Origin of the sequence: Cobetia sp. D5, assembly GCF_035666195.1 — a bacterium.
GTDB lineage: Bacteria > Pseudomonadota > Gammaproteobacteria > Pseudomonadales > Halomonadaceae > Cobetia > Cobetia amphilecti.
In genome coordinates this window covers 2,024,002-2,042,871 of sequence record NZ_CP142020.1, presented here as the reverse complement: position 1 = coordinate 2,042,871, position 18,870 = coordinate 2,024,002, and the positions used below count along the sequence as shown (strand labels likewise).

The following is an 18,870-nucleotide window of genomic DNA, read 5'->3' as shown; positions in this document are numbered from 1 at the left end:
GGCAGCGCTCATGGGTCGTGTTCTGGCGCCTTGGGCGGATGGCCTGACGTCGCCAGAGAATGCCTGGCCATCTGCTGTTGCCACTCGCTGTCCTCGGCGTGCAGGTAGCGCGATGTCGTATCCAGTCGCGAGTGTCTGGCGGAGCGCGACAGAAAGCGCAGCTCTACCCCGGCCTGTGCCTGATGGGTGATCGCGGTGTGGCGCAGCCAGTGAGGGCTTGCCTGATCGAGGGTGCGTGCCATCAGTTCACTGGCGTCGCCGGGGCTCTGGATTCGCTGTCGCATGTCGTTAGCAGCTTGGGCAAAAGTCTGCTTGATCAAGCGGTAGAGCTGGTTGTCGCCGAGCGGTGTCGTGCCATCCAGGCGCGCCAGCAGCGGCAGCGACTCATCGGCGGGCAGCGCCTGCGGCAGATCACCGAGTCCGCGCAGGCGTCGCCAGCGGACCAGCGCCTCGAGCATCGGCGGCGGCAACGGAATCTCGGCCAGCTTGGCGCCCTTGCCTATCACGCGCCACCACCACTGGCCTTCCCGCTTGACGATATCGCCCATCCTTGCGGCGGCCATCTCCGCGATGCGTGGCGCCATCAGATAGGCGAATGCGAACAGAAAGCGCTGGCGCTCGGCCACGAAGCGCTCGCGGGACACCCCATCCTCAGGTGAAGCACCGACCGGTGTCAGCTCCTCGCAATGCGCTTCGATACGCCACCACAGCCAGTCCCACAAGGGGCGCTCGAGATAGCGTTCGATGCGCAGCGTGCGGTTGTCCATGCGGCGCTTGTCGCGCATCAGGCGGAACGGGTTGCGTGACAGGTAGCCGGCCTCGATCAGCCAGGCATACATGCCCTGCAGAATCACCAGGCTCTGACGGCGGCTGGCGGGGGCCAGCGGGCCGCGAAAGGGTCGCCACTGCGGATGCTTGCGGGCGCGCACGCTGCCAATCCAGACCTCTGCAGGCTGAGGATCGGCCAGAAACGTCTCGAAGTGCTCGAGGCGTTCGCGATCCAGACTGGCCAGAGCGGATTCTCTGCCCTGCTCTCCCTCGGCCTTGAGCCATAGCAATAGGCGCTCCGCCTCCTTGCGATAGGCACGCAACGTCTGAGCACTGTGCCGGTATTCATTGAGCCAGGCGGCCACAGCTTCGACATCCGTGCGGGCGCGAATTAATGAGCGATCGTCAGCGGCCGTCAGCTGGGCATGCCGCTGCACTCTGGATAGCTCGCCCTCCAGATGCCCGACCAGCGCGGTGATGCCGTCATGCGTGCTTTCTTCCACGGATCAACTCCCGTTGCAGAATCTTGGCCGTATATCGCCCGTCTGGCGCGTCATATCAGGCGTGCGCCGCTCTGTGGCGCCCCTTTCCTGCTCTGTCCTTCCCTGTTCTGACCAGGCTTGGCCTGTCCTCGGGGCTGATTGTGACGTTACGGCCATGATAATTCAAGATAAGGCGCGTAATCATGAATTTATCATCCTTGCTGTATCGTAAATTACGTATTACGTAATATGTAATTATCTTTATCTTGTCAGAAAACATCGCTAAGATGGGCGCCATGCTGATGACAGGCTGACGGCAGAGGAAGGCGAGCGGCATCCACGGTGTTGCTCTCGCCAGATGGCATGGCCCATCCGCTGCCTTTACGTGTACGAGAGTGCGTGCTGGAGAGTGGTAGTTGGCCGCGCTTCGTGGCGTAATGGCGGTCAAGCAGCAACGACTGACGACGTATCAATGACGGACTACGGACGGAGATTCCCATGGCGCGCACTGGCGTCCAGTACGAGGATGTACAACGAGCCATCGAGTCACTGATGGCACGGGGCGAGGCCCCGAGCGTGCAGAAGATTCGTGAAGTGCTGGGGACCGGCAGCTTCACCACCATCAGCGATCACCTGCGTGACTGGCGCCAGCGGCGCGCCGAGAAACGTGACGAACCGCTGAGCCAGGCCATGCCTGACAGTCTCACCGAGACCCTGGCCACGGTCTGGAAGGAGGCGCAGTCACTGGCCAATGAAAGCCTGGTGCACTATCGCCAGGAAGCGGACAAGCAGACCGTCGAGGCGCGTGAGGCCGAAGCGCAGGCACAGCGCCGCGCGGAAGATGCCGAACAGCGCCTCAGCGCCCTGTCAGAGCAATTGGCCCAGGTGCAGGCGCGCCTTGAAGAGCGTGTGCAGGCCCTGGCGACGCTGACCAACGAGCAGGAACATTGGCAGCAGCTGCAGGACAAGCTCGAAAAGCGTCTGACCCTGGCCCAGGAAGATATCGCGGCCATGGAGCGCACGCGCGAAGTGGACCATGAGCGTCATCAGCAGGCGATTCAGGCGCAGGAAAGCGAGTGGAAGGAACGCCTCGCGCAGGAAGAGGCGCGTCATGAAGCCAGTGAAACGCGCCTGATGAAGATGCTGGATGATGCGCGCCTCGAGAAGAGCGAGCTCGACAAGCAGCATCGGCGCCGTCAGGAGCAGCTCGAGAAGCGCGTCGAGCGTCTCGATGCCCAGGCAGCCGAGCAACGCAAGCAGCTGCAGGAAGAAGAACGTCGCCGCTTTGAGGAAACCTCGGCTCGCCAGCAGCGCGAGACGGAGCTCAAGGACATGCGTGCGCAGCTGGAGCACTCCTCGGCGGAATACTCACGCCTGGAGGCCCAGCTCGGGCAGCTGACGCACGAGAACAAGCTGCTCAAGGAACGCCTGGCCTTTGCGCCCTTGCCGCCCTTCGTATGCTGAAAGCCCTTGTCGAGTGATCGCCACGCACTTGCGGCGTGATCTCCATGACTGACATGACGCAATGCACACAAAAACGCCGCCCTGATGGGCGGCGTTTTTTGTCAGTGCTGTTGAGATATCAAAACCGTCAGTGTCGTGATGGCGACGCCATCGGGTGACTATCAGGTTGTCGAAGGTGTGGCGAACATCTCACAGCAGCTCTTCCGCGACCAGCGCCAGACGTGAGCGCTCGACGCACTTGAGTGTCACGTGACTGGCATGCGGCCACGAGCTGAAGCGCTGCACTGCCACCGCAAGGCCGCAGGTGTTGGCGGTCAGATAGGGAGTGTCTATCTGGCCCACATTGCCCAGCAGTACCACCTTGGTGTTGGCGCCCGCCCGTGTCAGCAGCCCCTTGAGCTGCTTGGGTGTCAGGTTCTGGGCTTCATCGATGATCAGGAAAGTATCGCTCAGCGTGCGGCCACGCATGAAGGACGGGGAGCGAATCTGGACGCGATTGCCGATCCAGGCGCGCGTGGCCTCCTCGTTCCAGGCGCTGGTGCCTTCTCCCTCCTTGCGCAGCAGGTTGTCCATGTTGTCGTGGAAGGCCCCCATCCACGGCGACATCTTCTCTTCTTCGGTGCCGGGCAGAAAGCCGATCTCTTCGCCCATCGCGATCGGCGCGCGGGTGAAGATGATGCGTTCGAAACGCTTCTTCTCCAGTGTCTGCTCGAACGCGGCAGCCAGCGTCATGTAGGTCTTGCCGGTGCCTGCACTGCCCGCGATCGACACCATGTCGACGCTGTCGTCCATCAGCAGATTGAGGGCGAAGTTCTGGCGACTGTCATGGGCATTCACCCCCCAGGCGCTGCGCTCGTTGCGATAGTTCTGCAGCACTTCCAGGCGTGCATAGTCGTGCTCCAGCTCGCGCACGATGGCCTCGAAGCTGGCGCCATCATCCCCATCGCAATCCGCGATCAACATGCCCGGGTACCAGTCCTTGGGCATCTGGCCTGACAGTTCATAGAAGGTGCGATGGTGCTCGCGTGTGACGGTGACATCGACCTGCATGTCGTCCCAGACGCCCTGGCCGTCGTGGCCGGCCTCATGAAAGAGCTTGACGCCCTCGATCATGGCGTCGCTGTCGGTGAAGGCGCGATCCGTCAGATAGTCTTCCACCGCCATGCCCAGGGCGGCGGCCTTGATGCGTAGGTTGATATCCTTGGTCACCAGGATGACCGAGGCGTCCTGACAGCGTGCAGACAGGCTGCGAGTCTCGGCGAGAATACGATTGTCGGCACAGGCGTCGCTCTGATCGACATGGCCGGAGAGGAAGTGAAGGTTGCCCGCGCCATTCATGGAAGGCGGGAGCTGAATTCCACGCAGGATTTCCTGAGGTGTGACATCCGCGGTGAGATCGGACAGCGTACGGCTGATCTGGCGGGCGGTATGGGCAATCTCCTTGTTGCCATTCTTGTGCTTGTCCAGCTCCTCCAGCACCGTCATCGGAATGACGACATCATGCTCGTCAAACTGGAACAGGGCTGAGGGGTCGTGAATCAGCACGTTGGTATCGAGGACGTACAGACGACGGGACTGCTTCTCGACTCTTACCATTGGCGACATGCCTTCCGTTGGAGTGTGCCCCTTGAAGCTAGCATGATGAATATGTCGATCGTGTTGCAAAAACGCGTTCATATTTCACGCTAGCCTTGCAGACAGGTCACGCAAGGCAGGCGCATACTGTTGCTCCCTCATGAAATGCCCTCTTGCCTGATGCCTGACAGCATCATGCTGAGCAGCGCCACCTGGCAGCAGAGAGAGCCAGTCGCGCCGCACGCAAAGTCAGCGCCTCAGGTATAAGTCAGCGCCGCAGGCATAAGTCAGCGCCGCAGGCATGAAAAAGCCGCCCACCGAGCATCTCGGGGGCGGCTTTTGTTTATCCCCTCACGGCATCCGCCGTGAGGGTTGGTGCTCAAACGCTATCTTGTCGCGCGGATAGCGCTTGGGCGTCAGGCAACGGCGGGTTGCTGACGACGTCGACGCACCTGCAGGAAGCCGATCAGCCACAGCAATGCCAGTGCCGGCAGCATGGCGATTTCCTTCGGCGGACGCTCAGCCGTCTGCTGGATGCCATCGATGGTGTAGTCGAAATCGATGCCGGCCTGCTGTGCCACGCTGCCGTACTCGATCATGCTGACCAGCACCTGCTCGTCGCTGATATCCAGCGTCAGGCCGACATCGGTCAGACGGGCTTCGCCACTCTCGGCGTCAGAGACCGGCAGCAACACGGTCTTGGAGACCTCGTCGCCATCCAGATTGATGCCCGAGACGTGAATCGGCAGCTTGCTGTCCACCGGCGCTTCGGCGATCAGCGCCTCGATCTGCTGCGGCGCGGCCATGGTGGTGGGCGGATAGATCATGTCCCACCAGTAGCCCGGACGGAACAGCGTGAAGGTGATCAGCAGCAGACCGATGGTCTCGTACCAGCGCGTGCGCGTCAGCCAGTAGCCTTGCGTCGCCGCCGCGAAGACCAGCATTGCCGCGACGGCCGAGGCCACCGTGATCGCCAGGTGCCAGTAGCTGTCGATGTTCATCAGCAACAGGTTGGTATTGAAGATGAACATGAACGGCAGGATCGCGGTGCGGATATCGTAGGTGAAACCCTGGATACCGGTCTTGATCGGGTCTGCCTTGGCGATCGCGGCCGCCGCGAAGGCGGCTAGCCCCACCGGTGGCGTGTCATCGGCCAATATCCCGAAGTAGAACACGAACAGGTGCACGGCGATCAGCGGCACGATCAGGCCGTTTTCCGCGCCCAGATTGACGATGACCGGTGCCATCAGCGTCGAGACGACGATGTAGTTGGCGGTCGTCGGCAGGCCCATGCCCAGAATCAGGCTGATCACGGCGGTGAAGAGCAGGATCAGCATCAGGTTGCCGGCCGAGATGAACTCGACGAAGGCGGTCATCTTGAGGCCCAGCCCGGTCAGGGTCACGGTGCCCACGACGATACCTGCCGCCGCGGTGGCCACGCCGATGCCGATCATGTTCTTGGCGCCGATCACCAGGCCATGGAAGAGGTCTTCGCCACCGCGTTGCGCGGCGCCGCCGACATTGCCTTCCTTGCGGAAGATGGCCACCAGCGGACGCTGGGTCACGGTGATGAAGATCATGAACAGCACGGCCCAGAAGGCCGACAGTCCCGGTGACATGCGCTCGACCGTCAGGCACCACACCAGCACCACGACCGGCAGCAGGAAGTAGAGGCCGACCTTGACGGTCGGGCCGACCGGCGGCAGTTCATCGATGTCGCCTTCCCCAAGTTCCGGGAAGCGTGCCGAATAGGCGATCAGTGCCACATAGGAGGCCAGCAGCAGCGGCAACACGATCCAGACTGCGCCATCCCCCGCCAGGGTCTTGATCCAGCCGATGCCGTAGTAGACGACCAGCGTGAGTATGCCCATGCCGATGAAGACGGTCAGGAAGGTTAGCAGAGTCGCGATCATGCTGGTCTTCTGGGTGCGCTTGAGGCCTTCCATGCCGGCCTTGCACGCTTCCAGGTGCACGATGTAGATCAGGGCGATGTAGGAGATCAATGCCGGCAGCAAGGCATGCTTGATGACGTCAAGGTAAGGAATGCCGACGTATTCGACCATCAGGAAGGCCGCGGCGCCCATGATCGGCGGCGTCAGCTGGCCATTGGTGGACGCGGCCACTTCCACGGCGCCCGCCTTGGTGGCCGGGAAGCCGACCTTCTTCATCAGCGGGATGGTGAAGGTGCCGGTGGTGACGACGTTGGCGATGGAGGAGCCGGAGATGATGCCGGACAGACCAGAGGCGACGACGGCGGCCTTGGCCGGTCCGCCCCGCATGTGGCCGAGCATGGAGAAGGCCATGCGGATGAAGTAGTTGCCGGCGCCAGCACGTTCCAGCAAGGCACCGAACAGCACGAACAGGAACACGAAGTCGGTGGAAACGCCGAGCGCGACCCCGAACACCCCTTCCGTGGTCAGCCACTGGTGGCCGAGCAGCTTGTTGAGACTGGCCCCGGCATGTGCGATGACGTCGGGCATGTAGGCGCCGAACAGGCTGTAGAGCAGAAAGACGCTGGCGACGACCGCAAGGGGCGGCCCGAGTGCGCGACGCGTGGCTTCCAGCAGCAGGACCAGGCCGATCCCCGAGAACACCAGATCCACGGTGGTATAGGCGCCAGCGCGACGTGCCAGTTCATCACTGAAGATCAGCACATAGGCGACACCCGCCACGGCGAAGATCGCCAGGGCCCAGTCATAGAGGGGAATGCGGTTGGCCGGTGCACCCTTGTAGGCCGGGTACGCTACGAAGGCCAGCGAGATGGCAAAACAGAGATGCACGGCGCGCGCGGTGTCGGAATTGAGCAGTGACAGCGGCGAGGCGTGGTAAAGCTGAAACAACGACCATGCCAGTGGAATCAGCCACATGAAGTGGCGGCCCACGAAGCCCACGGGATGACGGCCGCCGGTTTCCGACTCCAGCATCTCGAGGACTTCAGCATCATGATGCGTCTCGGCGTCTGGCGCCTGAGACGTTGCTGCAGTTTGGGTTTTGGTCATTTTTTGTGATCCGGTACGCGAGTCAGGCGATGGCTGACAGGTCACCTTCTTGCTCGACCAGAAGGCCCTGCTCAACCACATGCTTATCAAGCTGGTTACGTCTTCAGTATGTCCGGCCTGACAGATGTTTCCATTGATTCACCCGATCAGGGCGTAAATTTCCTGAACGATGTCCTGAACGGGTAGTGAGCTAGGCTCGTGACGAGCGTGAGACCTTGCCTGGTCACGCTTGTCCATGCTGCGGCTGCCGTCACGCCACTTGCCACTCGCAGGCAAGTCTTGATTGCGCAATGACGGCGGGTGTCTCTGCTGCGCTTTCCCTGCTTGGCCCTTTCCTGCTCGACCTGAGTGGCCGCCCGGGAATGCAGACTTTCCACAAGCACGGAGACCGCAACGAGTGCGGTCTCCGGGAATTCCCTGTGCTCCCTGTGCTCGGATCCCTGAGCGCAGGATGAGCGTTCATGCACGGCGCCTCGCAGGCGAGGCGCGCAGGGCATATCACTCGCTCAGCAGGCCAGCTTCCTTGTAGTACTGCTTGGCGCCATCGTGCAGCGGCGCCGTCAGGGAAGCATTGACCATCTCTTCCTTCTTCAGGACCTGGAACGCCGGGTGCAGGCGCTGGAACTGATCGAAGTTGTCGAACACGGCCTTGACCACTTCGTAGGCGACGCGGTCTTCGACTTCGGCACTGGAGACGATGGTCGCGCGGACACCGAAGGTGGTCACGTCGTCATCATTGCCGCGGTACATGCCACCCGGGATGGTCGCGACGGAGAAGTAAGGCTTCTCTTCGACCAGCTTGGTGACGGCGTCGCCGGTGACATTGACGATGTTCGCGTCACAGGTGGTGGTCGCTTCCTTGATGGAACCGGACGGGTGACCCACGACGTAGACGTAACCGTCGATCTTGTTGTCACACAGTGCGGAAGACATCTCGGAGGCCTTGAGCTCGGAGGCCACGGAATACACGCTGGTGTCCTTGTCCTGCGAGGACAGCAGAGTGTCGATGGTCGAGCGCTGACCGGAACCCGGGTTGCCGATGTTCATGCGCTTGCCTTCCAGCTGGTCGAACTCGGTCACGCCGCTGTCCTTGCGAGCGACGACGGTGAACGGTTCCGGGTGCAGGGAGAACAGTGAACGCAGGTCCTTGTTCGGGCCGAAGTCTTCGAAATCGCCCTTGCCTTCATAGGCATTGTAATGCGCGTCAGACTGGGCAACGCCCATGTCCAGCTCGCCGGTACGGATGCTGTTCAGGTTGTAGCCCGAACCGCCCGTGGACTCGACGCTGCAGCGAATGCCGTGTTCGGCCTTGCCACGGTTGACCAAGCGGCAGATTGCACCACCAGCCGGATAGTAAACGCCTGTTACACCGCCGGTGCCGATGGTTACGAAGGTCTGCTCGGCGGCGCTGGCGCCTCCGGAGATCCCCATCAGGCCAAGACCTGCGGTCGCGACCGCCGCTGTCAGCGACTTCTTGATCATGGTCATGTTGAAACTCCCTTTGCTGGCTTGTTATTGGTCTTGCCGTCATGCACCTCGATACCGGCCAGGCCCTTGCTTGTATCGCGTGTGAAACAGGCCGATTTTCAGGCTTATCCACTGCCACATGGCTGATATTTCAGTAATTTGAGGTGCATAACGCTGCACTGAGACTAGCATAGCTGAAGTGCGCGAGTACCAGCTTGTCATGCTTTATGCTACGAAAGGTGTAGGTGTTGGCAGTGAACTGCGCAGACAGCGACTTGTCCCTCGCCAAACGAGGATTGCCGCTTCCTCATTGCGTGCAACTTTCAGCGCGGATTCAGATGGTCGCTGATGATGACTGTGTAACCTGCATCGTTACTCAGTAACCATGACTCCCCTTTCGCAGTTGATTTGCGCCTGGGAGCACGCAGAAGACGCATGCAAAAACGCCCCACGGCAAGGCCGTGGGGCGTTCTGTTTTCGACGTTCAGTCTTTTCGAAGCTCAGTCATTTCGACGAGCCGTCTTTGCGACTGGCTTGTCAGGTGCGCGTGACACTGCGCATGGTGACGAACTCTTCCGCTGCCGTCGGGTGAATGCCCACGGTCAGGTCGAAGTCGGCCTTGGTCAGGCCGGCACGCACGGCGATGCCGATGCCCTGCATGATCTCACCGGCTTCATCACCGACCATGTGCACGCCGACGACCTTGTCGCTGGCGTCATCGACGATCAGCTTCATCAGGCTGCGCTCATCGCTGCCGGACAGGGTGTGCTTGAGCGGACGGAAGTCAGCGGTGTAGACGCGGATGCTGTCGAACTTCTCGCGCGCCGCTTCCTCGCTGAGGCCGACGGTACCGATGTTCGGATGACAGAATACCGCTGTCGCGATGCTGTCGTAGTCCAGACCACCCACGACGCCGTCGCCGAAGTGCGCACGCACCAGGTGCATGGCTTCTTCAAGCGCCACCGGCGTCAGTTCCGGGCCACCGATGATGTCGCCAAGCGCGAGGATGGACGGGGTGGTGGTCTCGAAGCGCTCGTTGACGCGTACGGTGCCATCGACATTCAGCGCCACATCGACATTCTCCAGCCCCAGGCCTTCGATGTTCGGCTTGCGACCGGTGGCGGCGAGGATGCAATCCACTTCCAGCACCTGGCCATCGCTCAGGCGCACGCTGTAGACGTCGCCTTGCTTGTCGATGGACTCGACCGTGGTGTTGAAGTGCAGGTTGACGCCCTTCTTGGCCATCTCGTCACGCGTGAACTCGCGCACTTCGTTGTCGAAGCCGCGCAGGAACAGGTCACCGCGATAGCTCAGGTGCGTCTCGGCACCCAGACCATTGAAGATGCTGGCGAACTCGACGGCGATATAGCCGCCACCGATGACGAAGAAGCGCTTCGGGAAGCTTTCCAGATCGAAGATGCGGTTGGAATCCAGCGCATGTTCACGACCCGGGAAGTCCGGCAGGAACGGCCAGCCACCGGTGGCGACCAGAATCTTGGCCGCAGTGTGACGCTCGCCATTGACGACGACGGTGTTGGCATCGGCGATGCTGGCACGGCCTTCGATCAGCGTGGCGCCGGAATTGTTGAGCAGATTGCGATAGATGCCGTTCAGACGAGAGATCTCGGCGGTCTTGCGATCACGCAGGGTCGCCCAGTCAAAGCGCGGGGCGTCGCCCAGATCCCAACCGAAGCCGGCGCTGTCCTTGAAGGAATCATGGTAGTGGGCAGCGTAGGAGTAGAGCTTCTTGGGCACGCAACCGACATTGACACAGGTACCGCCGAGGTAGCGGTCTTCTGCCACAGCAACGCGGGCGCCGGTCGCGGCGGCGGTCCGGGCAGCGCGAACGCCGCCGGAGCCGGCACCAATGACGAACAGGTCGAAGTCAAACTGGCCTGTCGCAGGCTGATGGGTCTGATCGGTCACGGGAATCTCCTTGATGAATTGGCCACATGGTATCAGGACTCGCGCGCCCTCGGGAGTCCCGTGTCGCTGGGCGCGGTTACCCGCGTATCGGCCTTCAGGTTGACCCTGTGGCCTCTGACACGGTAAATATGTCCAACAAGCATGTTAGACAAAAGTTACAACGTGCTGGCACAGGGGCTAGCACCGTCATTGGCGAAGCGCTCCGCGGGCGCGTAACATTGTTGCTCGTAACACTGTCGCTCGTAGCATTAGCGCTCTGACGTCTTGCCTGACGCTGCCGTGAATGCCTGCCTGATGGGTCTAAGCCAAGAGGCTCTGCGCCCGAGAGGCACCACGGCCAACGCCTCTGTGCGACAACCGTCCCCTGCCCCCGTCATTTGAAAAAGTGGTCTCCCTGCCATGAGCAATATCGAAAAGCTGCTTGAGCAAAACAAGGTCTGGGCTGAATCCATGACCGAGCGCGACCCTGAGTTCTTCAAGCGCCTCTCGGACCAGCAGAATCCTGACTTTCTGTGGATCGGCTGCTCGGATTCCCGCGTACCGGCCAACCAGATCATCGACCTGCCGCCCGGCGAAGTCTTCGTACATCGCAATGTCGCCAACCTGATCCACTACAACGACATGAACGCGTTGTCGGTGATTCAGTACGCCGTCGATGTCCTGAAGGTCGAACACATCATGATCGTCGGCCATTACGGTTGTGGTGGCGTGCGTGCCTCGATCACCGGCGGTGACAATGGCATGGTCGACTACTGGCTGCACACCCTGCGTGAGCTCTATAACCTGCACTATGACGAGCTCAAGGACCTGCCGCTGGATGAGCAGGTCGACCGCATGTGCGAACTCAATGTCCGCTCTCAGGTGCAGAACCTGGCCAGAACCAAGATCCTGCAGCGTGCCTGGGAGCGCGGTCAGAAGCTGGAAGTGCATGGCTGGGTCTACGGCCTGTCCGATGGTCGAGTGAACAACCTCGATTGCACCATCAGCAACCTGTCACAGGTGCCGCAGCTGTATCGTGTGGACCGCATCGAGCCTTTGCCGCAGCAGGACTGATCAGGCCGACCTGATCAAGCTGTCGGTGCTGCTGGATGCCGGTAGCAACATTAGTGGCCTCCAACGCGCCTCCCACCTGGGAGGCGCGTCGCGTTTCAGGCCTCCCTCTTATCAAGACCGACTCTCCAGCGCCTTTCTCCCTCTGTCAGTGCTTTCCTGCATCGACTGCCTTGGCGTCCATTGAATGGAATCAGGCCTGGCAGCCACCGGCGCTGGAAAGTCTTTCACGTGTTTTCAGCGCAGCGTTCGGGAATTTTACAGTGCAGTATCGATCTTTCAGGCCTTCGTGGAGGGCCTCTGAGGCGCAACTTTGGTCGCAGAACGCCATGCGCACCAATCAGGTGCAGAGACTGCACGCAGTGGAGAATCACCGCCTATCCTGTCGGCTTTTCTACCGCTGATGGTGTCTGTTTATCGCCAGGTGGCGTGAAGCCGGATTGGCGCTATTCAGCGTACGCAATGTCTCTCAACCAGGCGCCGTCGGCTGACGGAACTGATACACACCACGGCCATGCAGCGCCCGGGAATTCCCCAGACCTCGATCATCAATTTTGATTCAAATAGTTGATTCTATTGGAATTGAATTGTAGTCATGGCTTGCAATGTGAACGAGGCAGGTCAGTATCACGGCGGCTTGCCCAGCATATGACAGGACTGAATCGTACCGCATTGCCTCGACAGGAAACGCCCTCAGCTCACGGCTTTGTTGATGTGAGAGATGGCGTTGTCGTGTGACATTCGGCGTGTCGCCTGGTCCACCCCGCGCCCTGCACCAGCCTGGATGACGTTGCGTGGTCAGGAAAAGGCTATTCACCACCTGCATCCGGCTACTCAACATTTCGATTGTCCCGCGACCAAGTGACTCTCTACTGTTAGAACGCATCCTGCGTGTCTGCCTCGACAGCCGCGCAGGATCGCCACAACAACAATCAAACTACACAAGCAAAGGGATGCTCATGACCCGTCAGAATGCCCTCCAGTCTTTCTTGCCCAAGAAGACCCTGTGTGCGCTGATCGGCAGCGCGACATTGGCCATGGCGGCTCCGGCAATGGCCGAAGACGTCACCCTGCGCATGGCCTACGACGCTGACCCCGTGACCCTCGATATCCACGAACAGCTCTCCGGCGGCACCCTGCAGCTGTCGCACATGGTCTACGACCCGCTGATTCGCTGGAACAAGGACCTCGGCTTCGATGGCCGCCTGGCCAAGAGCTGGGAGCGTGTCGATGACAACACCATGCGCTTCCATCTGCGCGAAGGCGTCAAGTTCCACTCCGGCAATGACTTCTCCGCCAAGGATGTGGTCTGGACCATCGAGCGCCTCAAGAAGAGTGCCGACTTCAAGGCCATCTTCGCACCCTTCACCGACGTCAAGGCCGTCGATGACTACACCGTGGACCTGGTGACCGACAAGCCGTTCCCGCTGGTGCTGAATGCCGCCACCTACATCTTCCCGATGGACAGCGCGTTCTATTCCGGTGAGACCGAAGACGGCAAGGCCAAGGATGAGATCGCCAAGGCGGCCAACACCTTCGCCTCACGCAACGAGTCCGGCACGGGCCCCTACAAGGTCGCGGACCGTCAGCAGGGCGTGAAGATCAGTTTCGAGCGCTTCGAGGATTACTGGGATACCGAGTCGCCGGGTAACGTCGATGACATCGTGCTGACGCCGATCAAGGAAAACGCCACGCGTGTCGCGGCGCTGCTGTCGGGTGACATGGACTTCATCGCGCCGGTACCGCCGACCGATCTGGAACGCATTCGCAAGCAGGACGGCGTGCACCTGGTCGAGATGGGCGGCACCCGCATCATCACCTTCCAGATGAACCAGGAGCGTGTCGAAGCCTTCAAGGACAAGCGCGTCCGTCAGGCCGTCAACTACGCCATCAACCAGGAAGGCATCGCCCAGAAGCTGATGAAAGGCTTCGCGACCCCCGCCGCCCAGATGTCACCGGATGGCTATCAGGGCCACAACCCCGAGCTGACCCCGCGCTATGACGTGGCCAAGGCCAAGGAGCTGATGAAGGAAGCCGGATACGAGGATGGCTTCGAGATCAGCATGATGGCGCCCAACAACCGCTATGTGAACGACGCCAAGATCGCCCAGGCCGTGGCCTCGATGCTGGCCAGGATCAACATCACGGTCGACCTGAAGACCCTGCCCAAGGCCCAGTACTGGCCGGAATATGATGCGCGTGCTGCCGACATGATGATGATTGGTTGGCACTCGGACACCGAAGACAGTGCCAACTTCTTCGAATTCCTGACCTTCTGCCCGGATGCCGACAGCGGTGTCGGTCAGTACAACTCCGGCAACTACTGCAATCCGGACGTCGACAAGATGGTCACCGAGGCCAACCTGGAAACCGACACCGAGAAGCGCGCCAAGATGCTGCAGGCCGCCGAGAAAGCCGTCTACGACGATGCCGGTTTCGTGCCGCTGCACTGGCAGAACCTGGCCTGGGGCGCGCGTGATGGCGTCAACATCGAGCCGGTGCTGAACGTAATGAACTTCCCGTATCTGGGGGATCTGGTCATCGACCAGGAGTGATCCCGCCGCGTGAGTGAGAGACAGGCACTGAACCGCCTTGCATCGTTCAGTGCCATGTTTCTGGCCACTCACCCCTCGCGACAGGCAAGTCAGGCAACCGGAGATAGCCTGAGCGAACTCTCTGGTTGCCCTGCTGACCTGAACGCGACGACTTACCCCCGCCTGTTGTTTTCCTCGCCATCGCCTGTCGGTGATGGGTTGGGGAGCCTGTGCCCGATGGCAGGCCAGCGACAGGCGGGATACCTGACACCCAGCGTGATCGGCCAGCATGGATAGGGCCGACACGCGCGAGACCGTGATGTTCACGAGGAAGGTGGCGATCCATGATTGCCTTTCTGATCAAACGCCTGATGCACGCCGTACTGGTCATGTTCGTGATCAGCATCATCAGCTTCGCCATCCAGGACAACCTGGGCGACCCGCTGCGCGAGATGACCGGCCAGGCCGTGTCGGAAGCCCAGCGTGAGGTCATGCGCGATGAAATGGGCCTCAACGACCCCTTCATCACCCAATATCTGCGTTTTGCCGGCAATGCCCTGCAGGGCGATCTCGGCAACTCGTACTTCTACAAGCAGCCAGCGACCGAGGTGATTCTCAAGCACCTGCCCGCCACGCTAGAACTGGTGATGGCCTCGAGCCTGATCATCATCCTGCTCTCGGCGCCCATCGGGGTGTTCGCGGCGATTCGCCCGCGCAACTGGCTGTCACGCCTGTTCATGGGTACCTCGATCATCGGTATCTCGGTGCCGGTCTTCCTGACCGCCATCGTGTTGATCCAGCTGTTCGCGATCGGCGTGACGGTGGACTGGTTCCCCAGCGACACCACCTGGGGCAGTGTCCTGAACGGCATGCTGTCCACCGATGGCGGCATGCCCTCCTACGGGCGCGGTGAGCTGGTACACGTCGCGGGCACCTGGTCGAGCGGCTTCTTCACCGCCGACGGCCTCTGGCACCTGGTGCTGCCGGCCATCTCGCTGGCCTCGATCATGCTGCCACTGTTCATCCGCCTGATTCGTGCCGAGATGATGGAAGTGCTGCAGTCGGACTACATCAAGTTCGCGCGCGCCAAGGGTATCGGCCTCAAGCGTATCTACTTCCTGCACGCACTGAAGAACACCATGCTGCCGGTGATCACCGTCGGCGGCGTGCAGATCGGCACCATGGTCGCCTACACCATCCTGACCGAGACCGTCTTCCAGTGGCCGGGCATGGGCCTGATGTTCCTCGAGGCCATTACCCGCTCCGACATCCCGCTGATCGTGGCCTACCTGATGATGGTCGGCGTGATCTTCGTGATCACCAACACCCTCGTCGATCTGATCTACGGACTGGTCAACCCCACCGTCAAGCTTGCGGGGAAACCGGCATGAGCCAATCCAATACCCAATCGAGCAACGCGCCCGTCACCCCGAAGACCAGCTCCATCGTGGTCCCAGGCCGTTGGCAGCGATTCCGCGAGTCCTACCTGGTCTACAGCTTCAAGCGCGACTGGATGGCTCAGGCCTGTCTGCTGGTGTTCATCGCCATGGTGCTCGGGGCCTTCCTCGCGCCGTGGATCGCCCCGGCCGATCCCTATGACCTGGCCAGTATCGACATCATGAACTCGGAGCTGCCGCCGGCGTGGATGGCGGGCGGCGATCCGGCCTTCCTGCTGGGCACCGATGCCCAGGGGCGTGATCTGCTCTCCACCATTCTCTACGGCACGCGCGTGTCGCTGTTGATCGGCTTCGGCGCTGTCATCCTGCAGGCACTGCTCGGCGTGACCTTCGGGCTGCTGGCGGGCTATCTGGGCGGGCGTATCGATGCCTTCCTGATGCGCATGGCCGATATCCAGCTGTCGTTCTCGACCCTGATGGTCGCCATCGTGGTGGGCGCCATCATCAAGGCCACCTTCGGCGGCGCCGCCTTCTCGGATTACGCGCTGATCCTGTTGATCCTGATCATCGGGCTGGCGGAATGGCCGCAGTATGCGCGTACCGTCCGCGCCTCGGTGCTGGCGGAGAAGAACAAGGAATACGTCGATGCCGCGCGGGTAATGGGCTTCCGCTCCCGTCGCATCATGTTCCGTCACATCCTGCCCAACACCCTGTCGCCGATCTTCGTCATCTCCACGGTGCAGATCGCCAACGCGATCATCTCGGAGGCGGCGCTGTCCTTCCTCGGTCTCGGCATGCCGGAGACCCAGCCGTCGCTGGGGTCACTGATCAAGTCCGGCTTCGACTACCTGCAGTCAGGCAGCTGGTGGATCACGCTGATCCCCGGTGGCGTGCTGATCGTGCTGGTCCTGGTCATCAACCTGCTGGGCGACTGGCTGCGTGATGTCATGAACCCGCGTCTCTACAAGGGCTGAAGCCGAGAGGAGTCAAGACAATGGCACTACTTGAAGTCAAAAACCTCGACGTCCGCTTCGCCATGCGAGGCGGTGAGGTCCGCGCCCTGCGCGACGTCAGTTTCACCCTAGAACGCGGTGAGCGCCTGGGGATCGTCGGTGAATCGGGGGCCGGCAAGTCGGTCGCGGCCTTCACCATCCTGAATCTGATCGCCAAGCCCGGCTACATCGCCGGCGGCGAGATCAAGTTCGATGGCGAGGTGCTCAACACCCTCAAGCCCAAGGCGATGCAGTCGATTCGCGGCAACCGCATCTCGATGATCTTCCAGGACCCGATGATGACGCTCAATCCGGTGCTGACCATCGGCGAGCAGATGATCGAATGCCTAAAGGCGCACCGCCGCATCTCGCGCAAGGATGCGCGCGCCATCGCCCTGCACAAGCTCAATCAGGTCTTCATTCCCTCTCCGGAAAAACGCCTGGATCAGTACCCCCATGAGCTGTCCGGCGGCATGCGTCAGCGCATCATCATCGCCATCGCGCTGCTGCTGGACCCGGATATCATCGTCGCCGATGAACCGACCACCGCGCTGGATGTGACCATCCAGGCCGAGATCATGGAGCTGTTGCTGCTGCTGTGCGAGAAGCACAACGTCGGGCTGATCCTGATCACCCACGACCTGGGCGTGGTCAGCCAGGTCACCCAGCGCACCCTGGTGATGTATGCCGGGCGCGTCATCGAACAGGGGCCGACCCGCGAGATCATCAATGATGCTCAGCACCCCTACACCCAGGGGCTGATCAACGCCCTGCCCCAGATGGCCACTCCGGGCAGCCGTCTGAACCAGATTCGTGGCTCGATGCCGACCCTGACCAAGATTCCGGCCGGCTGCGCCTTCAATCCGCGCTGTGACTTCGCGGCGAATATCTGCCTCGAGAAGGTGCCGGCCTTTGCCCATTCCGGCAACTGCAAGGTGGCCTGTCATATGGTCGATGCCATGGTGGCCGGCGAGCGCTGGACCCCGATCATCACCGATGCCTACGGCAATGGCGCCACTCCCACTGACAGCCACCGCACGGAGGTGAACGCATGAGCGCGGCAATTCTGAAGGACGCTCAGTCCTCCTCCCAGGCCTCCCCCCGTATGGATAGCGCCGAGCTTGGCGAAACCCTGGTAGAAATTCGTGATCTCGAGAAGCGCTTCTCGTTGTCCGGCGACTTTCTCGAACAGCTGACCTTCGAGAAGGGACGCCTGCGTCGCAAACAGGAATACGTGCACGCCATCAATGGCGTCACACTGGACGTCAAACGCGGTGAGGCGCTGTGCGTGGTCGGGGAATCCGGCTGCGGCAAGTCGACGGTCGCGCGGACCGTGATGGGGCTGCTCAAGCCCAGCGGTGGCGAGGTCCGTTTTGACGGCACCCGCATCGATGACATGGCCCCGCGTGACCTGCTGCCCTACCGCCGTCGCATGCAGATGATCTTCCAGAATCCCTATGCGTCGCTGAATCCGCGCATGACCATCCAGCAGACGCTGGAGGAGCCGCTGCGCTTCCATCAGCCGACGCTCAAGGATGGCGAGGTGCGCGACAAGATCGAGGAGGTGATGCGCTCGGTGGGCATCGACCCCGACTGGGGCAAGCGCTTCGCCCACGAATTCTCCGGCGGCCAGCGTCAGCGTATCTCGATCGCCCGCGCGCTGGCGGTGGACCCGGAATTCATCGTCGCCGATGAGCCGATCTCGGCGCTGGACGTGTCGATCCAGGCGCAGGTGCTCAACCTGATGATGGAGGCGCAGGAGCAACGCAACCTGACGTATCTGTTCATCACCCACGACCTGGCCGTGGTCGAGCACTTCGGCACCCGCGTCGCGGTGATGTATCTGGGCACGCTGTGCGAGCTGGCGGACACCCGTTCACTGTTCGCCCGCCCGCGTCACCCCTACACCCAGGCATTGATGTCGGCGATCCCGCGTCTGCACGATGACAAACCCAATCACATTCGCCTCGAGGGTGAGGTGCCGACGCCGGTCAATCTGCCTTCGGGCTGCGTCTTCCATGGCCGTTGTCCGCATGCCAATCAGCGTTGCCGCACGGAGATTCCGCGCCTGATCGCCACGGACACCGGTCAGGTCGCCTGCCACGCCGTGGAAGAAGGCCGCATCGACTGATGTGATGGCAGTGACGAAAGTGATGACGGCGATGTGATGGGCGCCATCGATCATTGCGTTTCCGGCCCCAAGCAAGGAAAGACCG

The 18,870-nt window shown here is 61.4% G+C and carries 12 protein-coding genes; 7 read left to right on the top strand and 5 right to left on the bottom strand.

Annotated elements, in window-relative coordinates:
• Window positions 1-8 precede the first annotated feature (8 nt).
• Complete coding sequence (locus tag U0O11_RS08510; protein ID WP_324692441.1) at window positions 9-1,271, bottom strand: tyrosine-type recombinase/integrase; 1,263 nt, start codon at window positions 1,269-1,271, stop codon at window positions 9-11.
• A gap of 477 nt (window positions 1,272-1,748) precedes the next feature.
• Here U0O11_RS08510 and U0O11_RS08505 point away from each other — a divergent pair, with 477 nt between their 5' ends.
• Window positions 1,749-2,714 (top strand): DNA-binding protein, encoded by a 966-nt coding sequence (locus U0O11_RS08505; protein ID WP_248378283.1) that lies wholly within the window; start codon window positions 1,749-1,751, stop codon window positions 2,712-2,714.
• Between the two features lie 189 nt (window positions 2,715-2,903).
• Here U0O11_RS08505 and U0O11_RS08500 read toward each other — a convergent pair whose 3' ends face one another.
• The 4 genes from U0O11_RS08500 to gorA all read right to left on the bottom strand — a co-directional run bounded on the left by U0O11_RS08500 (window position 2,904) and on the right by gorA (window position 10,681).
• The gene (locus tag U0O11_RS08500; protein WP_324692440.1) at window positions 2,904-4,310 is read right to left on the bottom strand and encodes a PhoH family protein; all 1,407 of its coding nucleotides are present in this window, start codon (window positions 4,308-4,310) and stop codon (window positions 2,904-2,906) included.
• A gap of 395 nt (window positions 4,311-4,705) precedes the next feature.
• Window positions 4,706-7,288: a TRAP transporter permease gene (locus U0O11_RS08495; protein ID WP_324692439.1), complete on the bottom strand. Its 2,583-nt coding sequence runs from the start codon at window positions 7,286-7,288 to the stop codon at window positions 4,706-4,708.
• Between the two features lie 498 nt (window positions 7,289-7,786).
• A complete protein-coding gene (locus U0O11_RS08490; RefSeq protein WP_215824541.1) occupies window positions 7,787-8,770 on the bottom strand; it encodes a TAXI family TRAP transporter solute-binding subunit in 984 nt (327 codons plus the stop codon).
• Between the two features lie 522 nt (window positions 8,771-9,292).
• Window positions 9,293-10,681, bottom strand: coding sequence for a glutathione-disulfide reductase (gene gorA / locus U0O11_RS08485; protein ID WP_043334248.1), 1,389 nt, complete (start codon window positions 10,679-10,681; stop codon window positions 9,293-9,295).
• A 399-nt stretch (window positions 10,682-11,080) separates the two neighbouring features.
• Between gorA and can the strand changes: the two genes are divergently transcribed.
• The 6 genes from can (at window position 11,081) to U0O11_RS08455 (ending at window position 18,785) form a co-directional block, all read left to right on the top strand.
• Complete coding sequence (gene can / locus U0O11_RS08480) at window positions 11,081-11,734, top strand: carbonate dehydratase (RefSeq protein WP_043334249.1); 654 nt, start codon at window positions 11,081-11,083, stop codon at window positions 11,732-11,734.
• Between the two features lie 956 nt (window positions 11,735-12,690).
• On the top strand, window positions 12,691-14,286 hold the full coding sequence (locus tag U0O11_RS08475) for an ABC transporter substrate-binding protein (protein ID WP_107334799.1): 1,596 nt from the start codon (window positions 12,691-12,693) through the stop codon (window positions 14,284-14,286).
• A 323-nt stretch (window positions 14,287-14,609) separates the two neighbouring features.
• A complete protein-coding gene (locus U0O11_RS08470) occupies window positions 14,610-15,656 on the top strand; it encodes an ABC transporter permease (protein WP_054556671.1) in 1,047 nt (348 codons plus the stop codon).
• Window positions 15,653-16,636 carry an ABC transporter permease gene (locus tag U0O11_RS08465; RefSeq protein ID WP_052384673.1) on the top strand — a complete coding sequence of 328 codons (984 nt, stop codon included), beginning with the start codon at window positions 15,653-15,655 and terminating at the stop codon, window positions 16,634-16,636. Before U0O11_RS08470 ends, U0O11_RS08465 begins: the two co-directional genes overlap by 4 nt.
• 20 nt (window positions 16,637-16,656) lie before the next feature.
• Window positions 16,657-17,709, top strand: a complete 1,053-nt coding sequence (locus tag U0O11_RS08460; protein ID WP_215824418.1) for an ABC transporter ATP-binding protein — start codon at window positions 16,657-16,659, stop codon at window positions 17,707-17,709.
• Between the two features lie 50 nt (window positions 17,710-17,759).
• Complete coding sequence (locus tag U0O11_RS08455; RefSeq protein WP_240548801.1) at window positions 17,760-18,785, top strand: ABC transporter ATP-binding protein; 1,026 nt, start codon at window positions 17,760-17,762, stop codon at window positions 18,783-18,785.
• The last annotated feature ends 85 nt before the right edge of the window (window positions 18,786-18,870 follow it).

What these genes read in the sequence shown, in the direction of transcription:
- U0O11_RS08505 (WP_248378283.1), top strand. Translation starts at nt 1,749, where the DNA reads ATGGCGCGCACTGGCGTCCAGTACGAGGATGTACAACGAGCCATCGAG.
- U0O11_RS08500 (WP_324692440.1), bottom strand. Translation starts at nt 4,310, where the DNA reads ATGGTAAGAGTCGAGAAGCAGTCCCGTCGTCTGTACGTCCTCGATACC.
- U0O11_RS08495 (WP_324692439.1), bottom strand. Translation starts at nt 7,288, where the DNA reads ATGACCAAAACCCAAACTGCAGCAACGTCTCAGGCGCCAGACGCCGAG.
- U0O11_RS08490 (WP_215824541.1), bottom strand. Translation starts at nt 8,770, where the DNA reads ATGATCAAGAAGTCGCTGACAGCGGCGGTCGCGACCGCAGGTCTTGGC.
- can (WP_043334249.1), top strand. Translation starts at nt 11,081, where the DNA reads ATGAGCAATATCGAAAAGCTGCTTGAGCAAAACAAGGTCTGGGCTGAA.
- U0O11_RS08475 (WP_107334799.1), top strand. Translation starts at nt 12,691, where the DNA reads ATGACCCGTCAGAATGCCCTCCAGTCTTTCTTGCCCAAGAAGACCCTG.
- U0O11_RS08470 (WP_054556671.1), top strand. Translation starts at nt 14,610, where the DNA reads ATGATTGCCTTTCTGATCAAACGCCTGATGCACGCCGTACTGGTCATG.
- U0O11_RS08465 (WP_052384673.1), top strand. Translation starts at nt 15,653, where the DNA reads ATGAGCCAATCCAATACCCAATCGAGCAACGCGCCCGTCACCCCGAAG.
- U0O11_RS08460 (WP_215824418.1), top strand. Translation starts at nt 16,657, where the DNA reads ATGGCACTACTTGAAGTCAAAAACCTCGACGTCCGCTTCGCCATGCGA.
- U0O11_RS08455 (WP_240548801.1), top strand. Translation starts at nt 17,760, where the DNA reads ATGGATAGCGCCGAGCTTGGCGAAACCCTGGTAGAAATTCGTGATCTC.